The 18,072-nt window shown below is 69.8% G+C and carries 18 protein-coding genes and 1 pseudogene; 11 read left to right on the top strand and 8 right to left on the bottom strand.

All coding sequences use genetic code 11. The features are described 5' to 3' along the window. Positions 1–4 precede the first annotated feature (4 nt). From AC5Y3P_RS17015 to AC5Y3P_RS17005, 3 genes are read left to right on the top strand one after another with little or no spacing between them, the layout of a single operon-like run. Entirely contained in the window at positions 5–2,791 is a 2,787-nt protein-coding gene (locus AC5Y3P_RS17015; protein WP_500047097.1) for an FAD-binding and (Fe-S)-binding domain-containing protein, read from the top strand. Positions 2,792–2,849: 58 nt separating this feature from the next. Then, positions 2,850–4,421, top strand: coding sequence for a long-chain-fatty-acid--CoA ligase (locus AC5Y3P_RS17010; protein WP_500047096.1), 1,572 nt, complete (start codon positions 2,850–2,852; stop codon positions 4,419–4,421). A gap of 2 nt (positions 4,422–4,423) precedes the next feature. After that, positions 4,424–5,389, top strand: coding sequence for an o-succinylbenzoate synthase (locus tag AC5Y3P_RS17005; protein WP_500047095.1), 966 nt, complete (start codon positions 4,424–4,426; stop codon positions 5,387–5,389). An 8-nt stretch (positions 5,390–5,397) separates the two neighbouring features. Here the strand turns inward: AC5Y3P_RS17005 and AC5Y3P_RS17000 are convergent, their stop codons facing one another. Both AC5Y3P_RS17000 and AC5Y3P_RS16995 read right to left on the bottom strand, forming a co-directional pair. Continuing rightward, the gene (locus AC5Y3P_RS17000; protein WP_500047094.1) at positions 5,398–6,045 is read right to left on the bottom strand and encodes a thioredoxin domain-containing protein; all 648 of its coding nucleotides are present in this window, start codon (positions 6,043–6,045) and stop codon (positions 5,398–5,400) included. 30 nt (positions 6,046–6,075) lie between these two features. Continuing rightward, positions 6,076–6,693 (bottom strand): thioredoxin domain-containing protein, encoded by a 618-nt coding sequence (locus tag AC5Y3P_RS16995; RefSeq protein ID WP_500047155.1) that lies wholly within the window; start codon positions 6,691–6,693, stop codon positions 6,076–6,078. 52 nt (positions 6,694–6,745) lie between these two features. Between AC5Y3P_RS16995 and AC5Y3P_RS16990 the strand changes: the two genes are divergently transcribed. The 7 genes and pseudogenes from AC5Y3P_RS16990 to AC5Y3P_RS16960 all read left to right on the top strand — a co-directional run bounded on the left by AC5Y3P_RS16990 (position 6,746) and on the right by AC5Y3P_RS16960 (position 12,087). Continuing rightward, positions 6,746–6,880, top strand: coding sequence for a hypothetical protein (locus AC5Y3P_RS16990; RefSeq protein ID WP_500047154.1), 135 nt, complete (start codon positions 6,746–6,748; stop codon positions 6,878–6,880). Continuing rightward, positions 6,856–7,107 (top strand): annotated as a pseudogene (locus AC5Y3P_RS16985) (helix-turn-helix domain-containing protein); the annotation flags it as partial. The gene AC5Y3P_RS16990 and the pseudogene AC5Y3P_RS16985, both read left to right, overlap by 25 nt. Positions 7,108–7,118: 11 nt before the next feature. After that, positions 7,119–7,868, top strand: coding sequence for a DJ-1/PfpI family protein (locus AC5Y3P_RS16980; protein ID WP_500047093.1), 750 nt, complete (start codon positions 7,119–7,121; stop codon positions 7,866–7,868). 50 nt (positions 7,869–7,918) lie between these two features. Continuing rightward, positions 7,919–8,704, top strand: a complete 786-nt coding sequence (locus tag AC5Y3P_RS16975; RefSeq protein WP_500047145.1) for an alpha/beta fold hydrolase — start codon at positions 7,919–7,921, stop codon at positions 8,702–8,704. Between the two features lie 23 nt (positions 8,705–8,727). After that, positions 8,728–10,365: a 2-succinyl-5-enolpyruvyl-6-hydroxy-3-cyclohexene-1-carboxylic-acid synthase gene (menD, locus tag AC5Y3P_RS16970; RefSeq protein ID WP_500047092.1), complete on the top strand. Its 1,638-nt coding sequence runs from the start codon at positions 8,728–8,730 to the stop codon at positions 10,363–10,365. A 10-nt stretch (positions 10,366–10,375) separates the two neighbouring features. Next, the gene (locus AC5Y3P_RS16965; RefSeq protein WP_500047091.1) at positions 10,376–10,882 is read left to right on the top strand and encodes a DUF3592 domain-containing protein; all 507 of its coding nucleotides are present in this window, start codon (positions 10,376–10,378) and stop codon (positions 10,880–10,882) included. 68 nt (positions 10,883–10,950) lie between these two features. Beyond that, entirely contained in the window at positions 10,951–12,087 is a 1,137-nt protein-coding gene (locus AC5Y3P_RS16960) for a glycosyltransferase family 4 protein (RefSeq protein ID WP_500047090.1), read from the top strand. On the opposite strand, the gene AC5Y3P_RS16955 is transcribed toward AC5Y3P_RS16960, so the two are convergent. Then, the gene (locus AC5Y3P_RS16955) at positions 12,084–12,782 is read right to left on the bottom strand and encodes a proteasome protein (RefSeq protein WP_500047089.1); all 699 of its coding nucleotides are present in this window, start codon (positions 12,780–12,782) and stop codon (positions 12,084–12,086) included. The two genes, AC5Y3P_RS16960 and AC5Y3P_RS16955, sit on opposite strands and share 4 nt — an antisense overlap. A 76-nt stretch (positions 12,783–12,858) precedes the next feature. Here AC5Y3P_RS16955 and AC5Y3P_RS16950 point away from each other — a divergent pair, with 76 nt between their 5' ends. Next, on the top strand, positions 12,859–13,545 hold the full coding sequence (locus AC5Y3P_RS16950) for a demethylmenaquinone methyltransferase (protein ID WP_500047088.1): 687 nt from the start codon (positions 12,859–12,861) through the stop codon (positions 13,543–13,545). Positions 13,546–13,571: 26 nt separating this feature from the next. Here the strand turns inward: AC5Y3P_RS16950 and AC5Y3P_RS16945 are convergent, their stop codons facing one another. Genes AC5Y3P_RS16945 through AC5Y3P_RS16925 form a run of 5 tightly spaced genes read right to left on the bottom strand, consistent with a single transcriptional unit; the run spans position 13,572 to position 18,067 of the window. Further along, positions 13,572–14,243, bottom strand: coding sequence for an oxygenase MpaB family protein (locus AC5Y3P_RS16945; protein WP_500047087.1), 672 nt, complete (start codon positions 14,241–14,243; stop codon positions 13,572–13,574). Positions 14,244–14,248: 5 nt separating this feature from the next. After that, entirely contained in the window at positions 14,249–15,172 is a 924-nt protein-coding gene (locus AC5Y3P_RS16940; RefSeq protein ID WP_500047086.1) for an oxygenase MpaB family protein, read from the bottom strand. 21 nt (positions 15,173–15,193) lie between these two features. Further along, complete coding sequence (locus AC5Y3P_RS16935) at positions 15,194–15,814, bottom strand: Rv1363c family protein (RefSeq protein WP_500047085.1); 621 nt, start codon at positions 15,812–15,814, stop codon at positions 15,194–15,196. Continuing rightward, a complete protein-coding gene (locus AC5Y3P_RS16930) occupies positions 15,798–17,012 on the bottom strand; it encodes an MCE family protein (RefSeq protein ID WP_500047084.1) in 1,215 nt (404 codons plus the stop codon). Before AC5Y3P_RS16930 ends, AC5Y3P_RS16935 begins: the two co-directional genes overlap by 17 nt. Beyond that, positions 17,009–18,067: an MlaD family protein gene (locus AC5Y3P_RS16925; RefSeq protein WP_500047083.1), complete on the bottom strand. Its 1,059-nt coding sequence runs from the start codon at positions 18,065–18,067 to the stop codon at positions 17,009–17,011. The genes AC5Y3P_RS16930 and AC5Y3P_RS16925 overlap by 4 nt, the downstream gene beginning before the upstream one ends. Positions 18,068–18,072: the final 5 nt, after the last annotated feature.

Below are 18,072 nucleotides of genomic sequence, written 5' to 3'. Positions count from 1 at the left end.
TAGCATGCTACGAATGGAGGCGGAATCGCTGGCCGGGTTGCTGCGAGCCGCCGGGCTGACCGATGTGCACGCCGACTCGACCACCCGCGCGGCGTTCTCCTCGGACGCCTCGCTGTACCGGGTGCTGCCGCTGGTGGTGGCCCGGCCGCGGGACGCCGACGAGGTCGCGGCCGCGCTGGCGGTCAGCCGCGCCGAAGGCATCCCGGTCACCGCGCGCGGCGCCGGCACCTCGATCGCCGGCAATGCCGTCGGCCCCGGACTGGTCCTCGACTTCAGCCGGCACCTGAACCGGGTACTCGATCTCGACCCGGACGCCGGCACCGCGACCGTGCAGCCCGGGCTGGTGCAAGAAGCCCTGCAGCGCCACGCCAAGCCGCACGGCCTGCGGTTCGGGCCGGACCCGTCGTCATCCTCGCGCTGCACCATCGGCGGCATGATCGGCAACAACGCGTGCGGCACCCGGGCGCTGGGCTACGGCCGCACCAGCGACAACGTGCGCGCACTGACCCTGCTGACCGGCACCGGTGAGCAGCTGCACCTGCCCGGCGCGGACTCCCCGGCGCTGACCGCCTTGCGCGACGTGGTGCACGCGGACCTGGCGACGGTGCGCACCGAGTTCGGCCGGTTCAGCCGACAGGTCTCGGGCTACGCGCTGGAAAACCTGGCCCCGGAGCGGGGATTCGACGTCACCAAGCTGATCGTCGGCAGCGAGGGCACCCTCGGGGTGTTGACCGAAGCCACCGTGACGCTGGTCGCCGACCCGGCCCATCGCGTGCTGGTGGTGTTGGGCTACCCGAACATCGCGTCGGCCGGTGACGCCACCCCGGCGGTGCTCACCCATGCGCCGGTGGCCTGTGAGGGCATCGACTCCCGGATCGTCGAGGTACTGCGGGAACGGCGTGGGCCGCAAGCAGTTCCACCGCTGCCGGCCGGGGCCGCCTGGCTGTTCATCGAGATCGCCGGGGCCGACCGACACGACACCCTGACCCGAGCCCGCCAGGTCGCGACCGGCTGCGGCGCGCAGGACTCGATGGTGGTGACCGATCCGGAGCACACCGCAGCGCTGTGGCGGATCCGGGCCGACGGTGCCGGGCTGTCCAGCCGCAGCCCGGCCGGTCTGCCGGCACACGCCGGCTGGGAGGACGCCGCGGTCCCACCCGCCGCGCTCGGTGCCTACCTGCGCGACTTCGATGCGCTGCTCACCGAGTATCGGCTCACCGGCCTGCCCTACGGACACTTCGGCGACGGCTGCCTGCACATCCGGATCGACTTTCCGCTGCAGCATCCCGCCGGGCACCGGGTGTTCCGCGAATTCCTCATGGCCGCTTCGGATCTGGTGGCCGGCTACGGCGGGTCGCTGTCCGGCGAACACGGCGACGGCCGGGCCCGCGGCGAACTACTGCCCAAGATGTACTCGGCGCGGGCGATCAACTTGTTCGAAGCCGTCAAGCAGATCTTCGACCCGCACGACCTGCTCAACCCGGGGGTGCTGGTGCGTCCGCGCCCGCTGGATGCCGACCTGCGCGAACCCGCCCCGATGCTGCGCCGTGACCTGGCGCTGGCCTACCGGCACGACGGCGGTGACTTCACCCAGGCCGTGCACCGCTGCACCGGGGTCGGCAAGTGCCGCGCCGACAACACCGGCACCGGTGGCGTGATGTGCCCGTCGTACCTGGCCACCGGCGAGGAGAAGGACTCCACCCGGGGCCGCGCCCGGATCCTGCAGGAGATGATCAACGGCAGCTTCGTAACCGGCGGCTGGCGTGCCCCCGAGGTGCACGAAGCGCTGGACCTGTGCCTGTCCTGCAAGGGCTGTCTGTCGGACTGCCCGACCGGGGTGGACATGGCGTCGTTCAAAGCCGAAGTGCTGCACCAGAGTTACCGAGGACGGCGGCGTCCGGCCGCGCACTACGCGCTCGGTTGGCTGCCGCGCTGGGCCCGGCTGGCGGCCCGTGCGCCCCGACTGGTCAACCGCGGTATCGGCCTGCCCGGGGTGGGCCGGTTCGGAATGCGGTTGGCCGGGGTCGATCCGCGCCGCAGCATCCCGCCGTTCGCGCCGCAGACCTTCCGGGACTGGTTCGCCGGGCACACCCCGGCGGCGGGGGAGCCGGTGCTGCTGTTCGTCGACACCTTCACCAACTACTTCAGCCCGCAGGTCGGTCAGGCGATGGTCGCGGTGCTGGAAAACGCCGGATACGCACCACGTTTGACCGCCCAACAACAGTGCTGCGCGCTGACCTGGATCTCGACCGGACAACTCGACGCGGCCCGGCGGATCCTCGGCCGCACCGCTGACGAGCTGCTGGCCGCGGACCTGCCGGTGGTGGGCGTGGAACCGTCCTGCACCGCGGTGCTGCGCTCGGATGCCGCCGAGCTGCTCGGCCCACCCGGCGTGCAGTTGGCCGAGCGCACCCGCACCCTGGCCGAACTGTTGACCCAAGGTCAGTGGACACCACCGTCGCTGGCCGGGACCACGGTGCTGGCCCAGCCGCACTGCCACCACCACGCGGTGTTGACCTGGGCCCCCGACCAGCGACTGCTCGACCAAGCCGGCGCCACGGTGCAGCGGCTCGGCGGCTGTTGCGGGCTGGCCGGCAACTTCGGTGTGGAACAAGGCCATTACGAGGTGTCGGTGGCGGTCGCCGAACAACAACTGCTGCCCGCGGTCCGCGCCGCTGACCCGGACACCCCGATCCTGGCCGACGGCTTCTCGTGTCGCACCCAGTTGGCCGACCTCAGTGCCCGCCGCGGTATCCACCTGGCCGAGCTGCTGGCCGCACGGCTGAGCTGACCGCGGCAACCGGGACGAAATCCGCCGGCCGGGTTGTCCGGCATGGCAGGCTCGCTACATGACTGCTGAGTTGCCGACACCGCGTCTGCTCGATGACTGCCCGGCGCACTGGGCGCGCACCATCCCGGATTCCGAGGCGATGAACTACCTCGGCCGCAGTTGGGCCTGGGCGCAGTGGGACGACCGGGTGCGTCGACTCGCCGGTGCGCTGCACCAGCTGGGCGTGCGCCGCGGCGACATCGTGGCCTTCCTGGACAAGAACCACCCGGCCGGGGTGGAGCTGACCCTGGCGGCCGGATCCTTGGGCGCGGCAACCACATTGATCAACTTCCGGCTCGGACCCGACGAGTTGAACTATGTGCTCGACGACTGCGCGGCCAAGGTGCTGGTGGTCGGCACCGAACTGCGGGGGACCATCGACGCGCTGGCCGACCGGCTGCCGAACCTGACGGCGGTCTTCGGGCTCACCCCGGACGGCGGCCAGGGCGACGAATACGAAGCGCTGCTGGCGGCCTCGACCCCGCGCGGTCCGGCGCCCGAGGCCGACCCCGACGACCCGGTGCTGGTGCTGTACTCCTCGGGCACCACCGGTAAGCCCAAGGGTGTGCAGTTGACGCACGCCAACATCATGGCGCACAGCCGCGATTCCCAGGATGGCTGGACCTTCGACGACGGCGACAAGAACATGGTGTCGATGCCGCTGTTCCACGTCGGCGGTTCCTCCTACGTCGAGGTCGGCATCCACGACGGCGTGCCGACCGTGATGACCCGCGAGGTGGACGGCCCGTCGCTGGCGGCCGCCATCCTGGCCGGAGCCAACCGCACGTTCTTGGTGCCGGCCGTGCTGGCAATGGTGCTGGAAGCCGGGCCGGAGGCGGTGGCGCTGTTCGGCAAGCTGAAGACCTTCTGCTACGGCGCGTCCCCGATGCCGCTGCCGTTGCTGCGCGCAGCGCTGGAAGCCTGGCCGGACACCGATTTCATCCAGGTCTACGGCCTGACCGAGGTCTCCGGTGTGGTTACCCACCTGATGCCCGAGCAGCACCGCGACACCGCACACCCCGAACGCCTGGTCAGCGCCGGGGTGCCGATCCCGAACGCTGAACTGCGCGTCGTCGACCCGGACACCCTGACCGACAAGGCGGTCGGCGAACAGGGCGAATTGTGGATCCGCACACCGCAGTTGATGAAGGGCTACCTGAACCGGCCGGAGGCCACCGCCGAAGCGATCACCGCCGACGGCTGGTTCCGCAGCGGTGACATCGGCTACGTCGACGCCGACGGCTACTTCTACGTGGTGGACCGGCTCAAGGACATGATCATCACCGGTGGCGAGAACGTGTACTCCATCGAGGTGGAACGGGTACTGGCCGAGCACCCGGCGGTCGTCGAGGTCGCGGTGTTCGGGGTGCCCGACGACAAATGGGGCGAAGCGGTGCGCGCAGCCGTCGCACTGAACACCGACACCGAGCCCGAGGCGCTGATCGCGTGGATGCGGGATCGGTTGGCGCACTACAAGATTCCGAAACAGATCGACGTGCTCGATGCGCTACCGCGCAACCCGACCGGCAAGATCCTCAAACGGGACCTGCGGGCGCCGTTCTGGGCCGGACGGACCCGCGCTACGGTCTGAGCATGACAGCCGTGCCACTGGCCGACTTGCTGGACCGGGTGCACGTGGTCACCTTGCCGATGCGGGTGCGCTTCCGCGGCATCACCGAGCGTGAGATCGCGCTGATCGACGGACCGGCCGGCTGGGGCGAGTTCAGCCCGTTCCTGGAGTACGAGGCACCCGAGGCCGCGGCCTGGCTGGCCGCCGGCCTGGAGGCCGCGTTCGTCGGGACCCCGGCCCCGCGCCGGGACCGGGTGCCGATCAATGCCACGGTCCCGGCGGTGCCGCCCGAGCAGGTGCCCGACGTGCTCGCCCGGTTCCCGGGCGCACGCACCGCCAAGGTGAAGGTCGCCGAACCCGGCCAAGTGCTGGCCGACGACGTCGCCCGGGTCAACGCCGTGCGCACGCTGATCCCGACCGTGCGGGTGGACGCCAACGGCGGCTGGACCGTGCCGCAGGCGGTGGCGGCAGCGGCCGCGCTGACCGCCGACGGCCCGCTGGAATACCTGGAGCAGCCGTGTCGCACGGTCGAGGAACTCGCCGAGGTGCGCCGCCGGGTCGACGTCGCGGTGGCCGCCGACGAGAGCATCCGCAAGGCCGAGGACCCGCTGCGCGTGCTGGCCGCCGGCGCAGCCGATGTCGCGGTGCTCAAAGTTGCGCCGCTGGGCGGGGTTTCGGCGATGTTGCGGATCGCGGACCAGATCGAGGTGCCGGTGGTGGTGTCCAGCGCATTGGACAGCGCGGTCGGCATCGGGGTGGGGGTGGCCGCCGCTGCGGCGTTGCCGCGGCTCGAGCACGCCTGCGGTTTGGGCACCGGGGGACTGTTCGTCGAGGACGTCGCGGCACCGCTGGTGCCGGTGGACGGCTACCTGCCGGCCGGCGCCGTCGTCCCGGATCCGGCCCGGCTGGCCGCGCTACGCGCACCCGCGCCGCGCCGAGACTGGTGGTTGGACCGCATCGCGCAGTGCTACCCGCTGCTGGCCGGGTGATCAGCCGATCAGCCGATCAGCGCGTCCAGCCAGCCGGCCTCGGTATCGATCACGCGCCCGCTGATCGGGTCATAGACCGTCGGCACACCCACCCCGTCCGGCGAAACCGCGTGCAGCGCAGCCTGATTGGCTGCACCCATGGCCGCGGGATTCACACCGACCTGGCGGGTCGCCACCGCCACCACGACACCCGGCGGCAAGCCGGCTTCGCCGGCCACCCCGGCCAACTGCAGATCGTCGAGCTGCGCGCGGGTCTGCGGCAGCCGCTCGTACAACGTCTGCAGGAAGCCCAGCAGCGCGGCCGGGGTGCTCGCCGGGTCCGCAGCAGCCAGGAACAACGCGTTGTCCACCCGAGACGAGTAGTCCCGGCCGTCCCGGTCCAGGAAGTTCATCGGCCGCAACGTGACGAACAGTGCGCCGGCGTCGATCAGCTCACGCAGCTGCGCACCGTCGCGCGCCAACAAGGTTCCCGAATGCGGGCAGGACGGGTCGACGTAGAGGTCGATGGCCCGCGCGGCGGACGGCTCACCCAGCGCGATGCCGAAGCCGTCGGCGCTGACCTGCGGCGCCGGGGCGGCCGCCGCGGGCCCCGGGAAACCGAGCACTGTCGTGGTCAGCAACAGGGCACCCAGCAGCGCGATGATGGTGTTCCGCATGCGGCTCACCCTAGGACGTGCCGTGCGGTGTCAGTTGGTCAGCGTGTCCAGCCAGCCGGGATTGAGTTCGATCACTTCCTCGCGGACCAGGTCGTGCACGGTCGGCACACCGAGGCCGGCCGGGCCGACCACCGCTTCGAGCCGATCCTCGTTGTGCTCGCCCATCGCCGCGGTGTCGATGCCCTGCTGCCCCAGGGAGATCCGCTCGACGACCGCCGGGGGCAGCGCGGCCGATTCGGCCACCTCGGCCATCGCCTCGTTGCTCAGCCCGGTGTCGAGGATCCGGTACAGCTGCTGCAGGAAGGTCAGGATCGCATCCGGGGTGGAGTCCGGATCGGCTGCGGCCAAGAACAGGGCATTGCCCACCCGCGACGAATAATCCCGGGCACCGGAGTCCATGAAGTTCATCGGCAGTTCGTTGCCGTCGGTGCGCATCAGTTCCCCGCAGTGCGGGCAGGACGGATCGAAGTACAGCTCGATGGCCGCCGGCGCGGACGGCGCACCCAACTCGATGCCGTAGCCGTCGGCGGTGACCATCTCCCCGGCGCTGTCCTGGCTGGTATCGGCCGCGATCGGTCGACCCGCGGTCAGCGAGGTACAACCAGTCAGCACGGCCAGCGCCAGCAGCAGGGCGATCACGATTCGCACCCGATTCACCCTAGATGCTGTCCTGATTCGTGGGCACCATGGCGTAGACGCCATGCTGCCCAGCCAGCAGGATGGCACTGTGCAGCGCAACGTGTACCTGCTCGGCTACCCGGGCATCCAACCGCTCGACCTGGTCGGCCCGTTCGAGGTGTTCACCGTGGCGACCTGGCCCGTCGCGCGGCGATGAGCCCGCGGCACTTCACCCGGCTGTTCACCAGTGAGGTCGGCGAAGCACCGGGCAGCTACGTGGAGCGGGTCCGCACCGAGGCCGCCCGGCGCCTACTCGAGCAGACCGACGACAACGTCGTCGCCATCGCGGCCCGCTGCGGCTTCGGCACCGCCGAGACCATGCGCCGCAATTTCGTTCGCCGGGTGGGCATTTCACCTGATCAGTACCGCAAGACGTGCGCCTAGAAAGGAAGACCATGACCCAGATCGCCATCGTGCTCTACCCGCGCTTCACCGCACTCGACCTGATCGGCCCCTACGAGGTGCTGCGCATGCTGCCGGGCGCCGACGTCCGCTTCGTCTGGCACGAGACCGGACCGGTGGCCGCCGATTCCGGGGTGCTGTTGATCGGCGCCACGCACACCTTCGACGAGACGCCGGCACCCGATGTGGTGCTGGTGCCCGGCGGCCCGGGCAGCGCCGGAGCCGCCCGCGACGAACGACTGCTGAGCTGGCTGCGCGCGGTGCGGCCAGGGTCGACCTGGACGGTGTCGGTGTGCTCGGGATCGGTGGTGCTGGCCGCGGCCGGCCTGCTCGACGGTAAGCGGGCCACCTCGCACTGGTCGACGTTGCCGCTGTTGAAGGCCTTCGGGGCCACCGCGGTCAGCGATGAACGTGTGGTGCGGGCCGAGCCGGGCCTGGCCACCTGCGCCGGTGTGTCAGCCGGTATCGACCTGGCGTTGTGGCTGGCCGCCGAACTCGGCGGCGAGGACCGGGCCAAGGCGATCCAGCTCGGCATCGAGTACGACCCGCAGCCGCCGTTCGACTCCGGGCACACCTCCAAGGCCTCGGCGAGCACCCGGGCCGCGGCCACCGCGACCTTGTCCAAGGACCTGCTGCACCTGGAGCCGCTCAAGGACGGCGCCTTGCTGGCCTGGTCGCAGGCCATCGCCGGGATCCGCGGCCGCCGGCGCAACCGTCGTCGTCGCGCGGCTTCGGTGCGTTAGGGGGCGCTGGGCGCACCCGGCCGCACCGAAATCGCTAACGTGGCCGGGTGATCAATCTCGCCTACGACGACCGCGGCACCGGGGATCCGGTGTTGTTCATCGCCGGCCGGGGAGGCGCCGGCCGCACCTGGCACCTGCACCAGGTGCCGGCCTTCCAGCGGGCGGGCTACCGGGTCATCACGTTCGACAACCGCGGGATCGGCGCCACCGAGAACGCCGAGGGTTTCAGCACCGAGACCATGGTCGCCGACACCGCAGCGCTGATCGACGAACTGGTCGGTGGCCCGGTGCGGATCGTCGGGGTCTCGATGGGCTCCTACATCGCGCAGGAACTCATGCTGGTCCGGCCGGAATTGGTCAGCCAGGCCGCGCTGCTGGCCACCCGCGGCCGGCACGACCGCACCCGAACCTTCTTCGGCACCGCCGAACTGGCGCTGGAGCGGGCCGGGATCACGTTGCCGCCGGAGTACGACGCCAAGGTCCGGCTGCTGGAGAACTTCTCGCCGCGCACGCTCAACGACGACCGGCTCGCCGACGACTGGATCCAGATGTTCACCATGTGGCCGTCCAAGTCGACCCCGGGGTCGCGGACCCAACTCGAGGTGTCGCCGAGCGAGAACCGGTTGCCGGCCTACCGGGGCATCACCGCGCAGGTGTTGGTGATCGGTTTCGCCGACGACATCCTGTTGCCGCCGCACCTGGGCGCCGAAGTCGCCGACGCCATCCCGAACGCCCGCTACCTGGAGATCCCCGACGCCGGGCACCTGGGCTTCATCGAGCGTCCGGACGCCGTCAACACCGCGCTCCTGGAGTTCTTCGGCCAGCCCCGGGTGTGACACCCTGATGTGGTGACGGCCTCATGAACCCCTCGACCGCGCAGGCGCGCATCGTCGTCGACGAATTGATCCGCGGTGGGGTGCGCGACGTGGTGTTGTGCCCCGGGTCTCGCAATGCGCCGCTGGCGTTCGCGCTGGCCGACGCCGACCGGGCCGGCCGGTTGCGGCTGCACGTCCGGATCGACGAACGCACCGCCGGCTACCTGGCGATCGGCCTGGCGGTGGCCGCCGGGGCGCCGGTGTGCGTGGCGATGACGTCCGGGACCGCGGTGGCCAACCTGGGTCCGGCCGTGGTGGAAGCCAACTACGCCCGGGTGCCGCTGATCGTGCTGAGCGCCAACCGGCCCTACGAACTGCTGGGCACCGGGGCCAACCAGACCATGGAACAGCTCGGCTACTTCGGCACCCAGGTGCGCGCCAACATCAGCCTGGGCCTGGCCGAGGACGCCCCGGAGCGGCTGGAGGCGTTCAACGCGCAATGGCGTTCGGCAACCTGCCGGGTGCTGGTCGCGGCCACCGGCGCGCGCAGCGGCAACGCCGGCCCGGTGCAGTTCGACATCCCGCTGCGCGAACCGCTGGTGCCGGACCCGGAAACCGAAGGCGGCGGGGCGATCCCGGCTGGCCGCCCGGACGGCAAGCCGTGGACCTACACCCCGCCGGTCAGCTTCGACCAACCGCTGGACGTCGACGTCGGGCCGGACACCGTGGTGATCGCCGGGCACGGCGCCGGTGTGCATCCCAATCTTTCCGGGCTGCCGACCGTCGCCGAACCCACCGCGCCGGCCCCGGCCAATCCACTGCACCCGCTGGCGTTGCCGCTGCTGCGGCCGCAACAGGTGATCATGCTGGGTCGGCCCACCCTGCACCGCCCGGTCTCGGCGCTGTTGGCCGACCCGTCGGTGCCGGTGTATGCGCTGACCACCGGGCCGCGCTGGCCCGATGTGTCGGGTAACTCGGCGGCCAACGGCACCCGCGCGGTGACCTCCGGGGCGCCGAACCCGGCCTGGCTGCGGCGCTGCGCCGAACTCAACGAACACGCCGTGGCCGCGGTCCGTGGACAGCTGCGTAGCCATCCGCTGACCACCGGTCTGCATGTCGCGGCCGCGGTCGTCGACGCGCTGCGCGACGGTGATCAGCTGGTGCTCGGTGCGTCCAACCCGGTGCGCGACATCGCGTTGGTGGGAAATCAGCGGCCCGGGGTGCGGGTGCGGTCCAACCGCGGGGTGGCCGGCATCGACGGCACGGTGTCCACCGCGATCGGCGCCGCGCTGGCGCACGAACGCAGCGGTGGACGCACCGTGGCGCTGATCGGTGATCTGACCTTCGTGCACGACAGTTCGGGTCTGCTGATCGGGCCCACCGAGCCGCTGCCGCAGTCGCTGACCATCGTGGTGTCCAACGACAACGGCGGTGGCATCTTCGAACTGCTCGAGCAGGGCGACCCGCGGTTCTCCGATGTGTCGTCGCGGATCTTCGGCACCCCGCACGACGTCGACGTGGGCGCGCTGTGCCGCGCCTATCACGTCGAGAGCCGCCAGGTCGAGGTGGCCGAGTTGGCGTCCGCGCTCGACGACGGGCACACCGGGGTGCGGGTGCTGGAGGTCAAGGCCGACCGGTCCTCGCTTCGCCAACTGCACGCCTCGATCAAGGCCGCGCTGTGAGGGTGGCGCCGTGAGGCTCCCGCAGTTCGACGCGCGCCGCTGGCTGCGGCCGCTGTTGCCGGTCAAGGATCCCGGGGTGACCGACACCGCGGCCCGAAAGGCCTTGCGCTGGACCAAGGTCGGTGTCTGGGTGGCGGTCATCGTGGTGACCCTGCAATCGCTGCTGCTGGTGGCCGGCGCCTGGCGCAACGACCGGCAGATCGAAGCCAACATGGGCGTCGCGCAAGCCGAGGTGCTCAGCGCCGGGCCGCGGCGATCCACCATCGAGTTCGTCACCCCCGACCGGGTCACCTACCGCCCCGAGCTCGGCGTGCTCTATCCCTCGGAGCTGGCCACCGGCATGCGGATCTACGTCGAATACGACCGCAGCGACCCGGACCTGGTGCGGGTGCAGCACCGCAGCGCGGTGCTGGCCATCATCCCGGCCGGGTCCATCGCGGTGGTCGGTTGGCTGGTGGCGTTGGCCGCGCTGGCCGGGCTGGCGTGGGCCGAGCGCCGGGTGGCCGGCTCAGGCTGACCGGGTTTTCGTGTGCCATCCAACTTCTGGCAACCTCGCGGCCACGTGCCGCTGTCATCGTCGGAGTCGTGCGTGTCGCGATCGTTGCCGAGAGCTTCCTGCCGAATGTGAACGGGGTCAGCAATTCCGTACTCCGGGTGCTCGAGCACCTGCGTTGCACCGGACACGAGGCGCTGGTGATCGCGCCGGACACCCCGCGCGGCGAGCCGCCCGCCGACCGTCTGCACGACGGTGTCCGCGTGCATCGGGTGCCCGCCCGGATGTTCCCCAAGGTCACGTCGCTGCCGCTGGGGATCCCCTGGCCCCGGATGGTCGGGGTGCTGCGCGGGTTCGCGCCCGATGTGGTGCACCTGGCCTCACCGGCGTTGCTGGGCTGGGGTGGGGTGCTGGCCGCGCGCCGGCTCGGGGTGCCGACGGTGGCGGTGTTCCAGACCGACGTGGCCGGGTTCGCCGAGAGTTACGGCATCGGGGTGGCCGCCCGCGCTGCCTGGGCCTGGACCCGGCAGTTGCACAGCAAGGCTGACCGCACCCTGGCGCCGTCCACGTCGGCCATGGAAAACCTTGCTGCGCATGGTATTCCACGGGTACACCGATGGGCCCGCGGGGTCGACCTGGCCGGCTTCGCGCCGTCGGCCCGATCCACCGAACTGCGCCGCTCATGGTCGCCGGATGGCCGCCCGATCGTTGGATTCGTCGGCCGGCTGGCCCCGGAGAAGCACGTCGAGCGGTTGGCGGTGCTGGCCCGCCGCGACGATGTGCAGCTGGTCGTGGTCGGCGACGGCATCGACCGGGCCGCGCTGCAGGCTGCGCTGCCGGGCGCGGTGTTCACCGGTGCGCGGTACGGGGCCGAGTTGGCGGCGGCCTACGCCAGCATGGACGTCTTCGTTCATCCCGGCGAGCACGAGACGTTCTGCCAGGCCGTGCAGGAGGCGCTGGCCTCCGGTCTGCCGGTGATCGCGCCGGATGCCGGCGGTCCGCGGGATCTGGTCACGCCCATGCAGACCGGTGTGTTGTTGCCGGTCGCGCAGTTCGAAGCCCGGCTGGACGCCGCCGTCGATCACCTGATCGCCGAACGCGCACGCTATTCGGTTGCCGCCCGGCGCAGTGTGCTGGGCCGCACCTGGCCGGTGCTGTGCGAGGAACTGCTCGGGCACTACCGCGAGGTCATGCACCATCCCGGCCACGTGCAGCGGCGGCCGGCCTAGTCGAACAGGCCGTCCAGGGTCTTCTGCTCGAGCTCCTTCCACCGGCTGATCTGATCGCGCACCTCGGCGACCTCGTCGGTGCCCAGATGGTGCGCCTCTTCGGGCGTGAGCCGGCACAGATCCATCGGCCCACCCACGCTCGGCGACGAGATGGCCAGCGCGTCGAGCACCCGCAGCACACCCAGCAGCCCGTAGTCGACCCCGCGGTCAGACATGTTGAAGTTCTCCAGCAGCGTGTAGGCCTGCTGCGCCATCGGGGCGCCGCTGCCGATGGCCTGGAACCCGGTGCCCTCGTGCCGGCCGATCAGACCGTGTGGATCGAGGCTGACGATGAACGGCTCCCCGCCGGTGTAGCCGGCGGCCAGCAGGTGGGTCGCCGGGGTGGCGCCGCTGGATTCCTCCCCGGGGACCTTCGCGATGAAGTTCTGGTAGTGGTGCTTGAGCACCGGTACTGCGCGGGCCTGCACGGCCCGGCCGATGTCGTCGGCCTCCAGCAGTGATTCGGGATCGGCGCCGAAGAGTTGCTCGAGGTCGTGGAGGACCGCGCGCGAGCCGCTGCCGCCCCACGCCGCGCGCTTGCCCAGCGGATGCAACTTCTGGTCCGGGTAGGTCAGGCCGCGGTCCGGATCGGTGATCTGCGAGTCCGAACCCATCACCAGACCGTCGAGGCAGCGCAGTGCGATGACAACCGTCATCTCTTCGATGCTGCCACAGTGCCGGATTGCCGGGTCAGCTCGCGCCCCGCGGACACCCGTCGGTAGCGTCAGTGCGGTGAGCCGAGCGACGCTGGACAAGGATCCCCGTGAGGTGGCGTCGATGTTCGACGCCGTGGCCCGCCGCTACGACCTCACCAACACCGTGCTGTCGCTGGGGCAGGACCGCGCCTGGCGGCGTGCCACCCGGGCCGCCCTGGGGATCGGTGCAGGCGACGCCGTGCTGGATCTCGCGGCCGGCACCGCGGTGTCGACGGTGGAGCTGGCCAAGTCACGGGCCTGGTGCGTGGCGTGTGACTTCTCGGTCGGCATGCTGGGCGCCGGTGCGCACCGCGCGGTGCCGAAGGTGGCCGGTGACGCCACCAAGCTGCCGTTCGCCGACGCCAGCTTCGATGCCGTGACGATCAGTTTCGGCCTGCGCAACGTGGTCGATCACGTCGCCGGCCTGCGCGAGATGGCCCGGGTGACCAAGCCCGGCGGCCGACTGGTGGTGTGCGAATTCTCCACCCCGACGGTGCCGGTGTTCTCGACGATCTACAAGGAATACCTGATGCGTGCGCTGCCGGCGATGGCGCGGGTGGTGTCCAGCGACGCCGAATCCTATGAGTACCTTGCCGAGTCGATTCGGGCCTGGCCGGATCAGGCGACGCTGGCCGCCCAGATCGGGCAGGCCGGCTGGACCCAGGTGCGCTGGCGCAACCTGACCGGCGGGATCGTCGCGCTGCACGCGGCCGTCAAGCCTTAGCTCTCAGTGGGCGCTCGCGAAAAGCGTCACGAGATCGCGGCGGCCAGCTTCAGGAACCGGCGCAGTGAACGTCGGTCACCGTTGGACACCGTGGTTCCGGTGAGCTCGGCGGCCCGCTGGTGTTGCATACCGCGCACCGCGGCCTTGGGCACCAGTCGCGGCCACCAATCGCTGGGCGAGAAGATCTCCGCCCGGAACGGCTCGAAGTGCGGACCGACCGACAACTGGGTGCGGCACTGCTCGTCGAAGTACTCGACGAACTCCGGCCAACTCGCCGGCATCGGTCGGGTCGAGATGCCGTAGCGGCGATACCAGTCGCAACAGTCGGAGTAGAACTGTGCGTAGGCGCCGTCATCCAGCGGCCCGTCGAGCAGATCTGCCAGGGTGGCAAGGGTTTCCACCCAGGTGGCGTGCTGGAAGTGGAAGACGTCCGGGTTCAGGGCGTGATACTTGCAGCCCCGGTGGTCCTCGCCGCGGACGTGCTCATGACCGAATCGGATGTAGGGCCGCATGTCTCGGTCCAGACTCGCGATCTCGATCGAGGCCGGCACGGTGCGCCGCTCGTGCAGAAAGATCCGTTCCTTGTGGATCGAGTGCTCGTAGATGCCGGTCGCGATCGAGGGATGCAGCAGCTGCAGGCACACTGCCCGCGGCAACATGCACAGAAAGCGCCGGTCGTGTAGGTAGCGGAACAGCATTCCGTTCAGATGAGCGGCCGTTTGGTCCGCAGCCGCCACCGTACGTCGGCCATCAGCACCGTGTAGTTGAAGGTGCGCAGGAACTTCGGGATGAACCGGTTGACGAACGACACGAACAAGAACAGGTGCTCGAACCGGCGCTGATCGGTCTCGCTCCACTCCAGGCCCAAATTGTCACGGAACACCGGCGCCAGGAACCCGATCGTCAAGAACCGCAGCAGCGGCGCCAGGACCATCCGCGGGAGGATGTTGATCATCTTCAAATCCACGATTTTCAACAGGAATTCGCGGATGTAGTCATCCATCTCGATGCGTTCGCACCCGGTGTTCCAGTAGACATCGAACTCCTTGCGGGTGGCCGGCCACATCTCCGGCTGCACCTGCAGCGTGGTGCCCAGCGGCATGGCGCTCTGGTAGAACACCTCGGCCTGCTCGTCGGTCATCTTGCCGTGCAGCAACTGGTAGGTGTCCTCGTAGAAGATGAACAGGCAGGCGGCCACCCACAACTGCAGGTCCCGGTTGAACGCGTTGTACTTCACCGGGCTTTCGTTGGTGGAGCGGACCTGACGGTGTGCCACGTTGACGGCCTCGCGGTAGGCGGTGCGTTCCTCTTCGCTCCCCAGCAGCGCCACCGCCATGTACTGCGCGGTGGTGCGCAGCCGCTTCCACGGGTGGATCATCAACGCGCCGGAATGCACCCGGCTTTCGGCCACGCCGTAGCCCACCTCGGGCCAGCTCAGCTGCATCACCACGTTGGCCGCCGAACCGGCTGCCGACCAGAAGTCCAGCGCGTCGGTCACATCCACCGGCTTCTTGTTCCAGCTCGGGGTGCGCTGGTTGATGGTGATCCGGGTCTGCTCGGTGGTCAGCCGGGGCCGCTCGGGGGTGAGCCGGGGCTCGCTGCCAATCTCGACGTGCTGCGCGGTCATCGGGATCCTTTCGCGGTGTCTCTAGATGGTTTCGACGTTGTCCACGGACCAGTGATCACCGCTGCGCACCAGCGTAACCACCATCCGGTATCTCTGTTTGTTGCCCTCGGGTGCGGTCACATTGCTGACCTGCTGATCGACGAAACCGATCACGGTGGCCGAGTCTTCGTCGAGTTGTTGCACCGCGACGTGATCAGCCGTCGCGGTGGCCACGCCCTTACCGGCGACCACGATCTCGCGCAGCGCAGCCACCATCTCGTCGTACTTGGCGGCGAACTCCGGGGTGGACTCCGCGGCGATCTTGTCCTTGTTGGCATCCAGGTTCTGGTAGTCGAACGAGGCCATCGCGACCAGGTAGTCGCGGGTGGTGTCGACGGCCTGCTGCTGCAGGCGGTGCAGTTCGCTCTGCTGGTAGAGCGTGTAGCCCAGTGCGGCAGCCAATCCGAGCACCCCGGCCACCAGCACCGCGACCAGTGCGCGGATCGGCCAGTTGGGTCCGGGGGCCGGTTCGGGCTCGGCGGCCGTCACCTCGACGGTCTCGGCCGGACCGTCGACGGCTTCGGTCTGTTCGGTGGCGTTGCTGCCCGGTTCGGTCATCGTCGGATCCCATTCCAGCGTCGAGGTGTCATCGCGGCCCATCATTGCCTCCCAGGATCATGCGCCACTTGTAGACGATCTCGGCCAGGGTGGGGATCTTGATCGGGTCGACGACCACCGGCGGACCCACCACGCCGCCGGGATCCTGCCAGTTCTGCAAGCCCAGATCGTTGGGTCGGGGTGCGTTGACCGCGCCGCGCATCTGCATATCCGGCGACGGTGGGCAGTAGCGGACCAGATTGGGTTCGATCGGGCTCAGGTCGCCGATGGAACGCCGGTCCACGTCGTGCACGCAGACCGGGCCCTGGGTGGCGACCAGTGCGAAGTCGGCCCGGTCGCCCTTGACGATCGAGGCCAGCCCGTTGAGGCCGTCCGGAATCGCGACCAGACCGGTCGCCAGCGACTCGGAGCGATCCCCGATGATCGGGGCCACGGTGGCCAGGTTGGCCAGGGTGGCGCCGAAGGTGTCGCGGTAGGTGTCCAGCACCGAGCGCAGCGACTCCAGGGTGGCCGGCGAGTGGTCGGTCAGGTACAGGAACGTCGGTCCGTTGGCGTCGAGCGCGTTGGTGAACTCCGCGCTGGCACCCATGCCGCGCACGAAGCTGTTGCTCCGGGCGGCCATGGTGGTGACCAGGTTGGCGGTGCCGTCGATCAGCGGCTGCAACTCGCCCATCCGGTCGCGCATGCGGGCCGAGATGTTGGCCCCGTTGTCGATCAGCTTGGCCAACTGCGGGCCCAGACCGGTGAACGAATCGGACAGTTCGGTGGAGACCGACGCGACCGCCTCGGCGTCGATGCCCTTCACCAGTTGCGCGGCATCCTGCATCAGCCGGTCCATCTGCACCGGCTGCGCGTCGGCCGGGGCGGCGATGGTGTCGCCGGACTGCAGATACGGTCCGGCATCGGTGTTCGGCAGGATGTCGACGCTCTGGATACCGGCCGCGGTGCCCATGCCGACGGTCAGCACCGAATCCCGGGGAATCTCGGTGCCGGGCCGGACGGCCAGCGTGATGTGCGCGCTGCCGTCCCGACCCAACCGGACGTCGTCGACCGAACCGACCTCCATGCCGCGCACCGTGACGCTGGTGCCCTTGGTCAAGCCGAATGCGTCGGTCATGGTGGCGTGCAGCGTGATCGGGGTGCGCAGGCCGGCCGGTCCGGCCACGAACTGCACCCCGAACGGGATCACCACGGCCGCGATCGCCAGGAACATCAGCATCTGTACCAGCACCAGGCGCCTCATCGCAGACCTCCGGACAAGAAGCCCTCCAGTGCGTCCTCACCGCTGATCGGGATGCCGTTGACCAGCAGGCCGCCGGTGACCAACTTGTCCAGCGTGCCGGGGATGTCCAACGCGCCGTCGAACACCATGTAGTCACCCTTGATCGACTCGTCGATGCGAGTCAGGAAGGTGCCCATTGAGGTCAAGGTGTCGTGCAACCGGTCGTTGTAGGAGGACAGCGCCTGCACGACGGTGCCGGCGTCCTGCACCACGGCGGTCATATCCGATTGGGACAGTACGGCGTTGGCGGTTGCGGCCAGGGCCGTGGTGGAGGAGAACAGGGTTTGGATCTTGGCCCGCTGCACGTCGAGCATCGCCACCACCTTCGGCAGCGCATCCAGGTACCGGTCCACGGTGGCCTGCTCGTTCGCGAACTGGGTGCTGATGTCGGCAGCCAACGCCAGCGCCTGGTCGAACTCGCCTTGATGCTCACTGGTCTTGCTGGTCAGCACCGACATCGCGTCGACCAGTCCGCGCACCTTGTCGCTGCGTCCGGTGAATGCCTCGTCGAGTTCGGTGACCACGGTGGTCAACTGGTCCACACCGCTGCGTGACATCAACGCGCCGAAGGTGGCCAGCGCGGTCTCGATCTGCGGACCGAGTTCGGTCTGGCTGGGCGGGATGACGTCGCCGTCGCGCAGCACCCGGGCGGTCGGCTGGGTGGGTGCGGACAGCCGGATGAACGGATTACCCAGGGCCGACGGCAATTCCACGCTGGCCACGGTGTTGGCCGGCAGTGCGCTGTCGGCGGTCACCGACAGCTGCACCGATGCGCCCGAGGTGGCCGTGCTCATCGAAGCGACCCGGCCGATCACCTTCTGCCCGTCGCGTACGTCGGCGCCCAGGGTCAGACCTTCGGCGGTCGGCAACACCACGGTGACCGACATGGTTTGGCCCTGCGCGGAGCGGCCCACCGGCAAATCCTGGATGCCCAGGTCGGATCCGGCCCACAATGCGGTGCCGGTCAGGCCCGCGATGGCGAGCATCGCGACCGTGGTCTGCTTTGGCTTCTGCATCGGGA

The sequence above is a fragment of the Mycobacterium sp. NGS45 genome (assembly GCF_059812645.1).
This window is presented reverse-complemented; position numbering and strand designations above follow the sequence as displayed.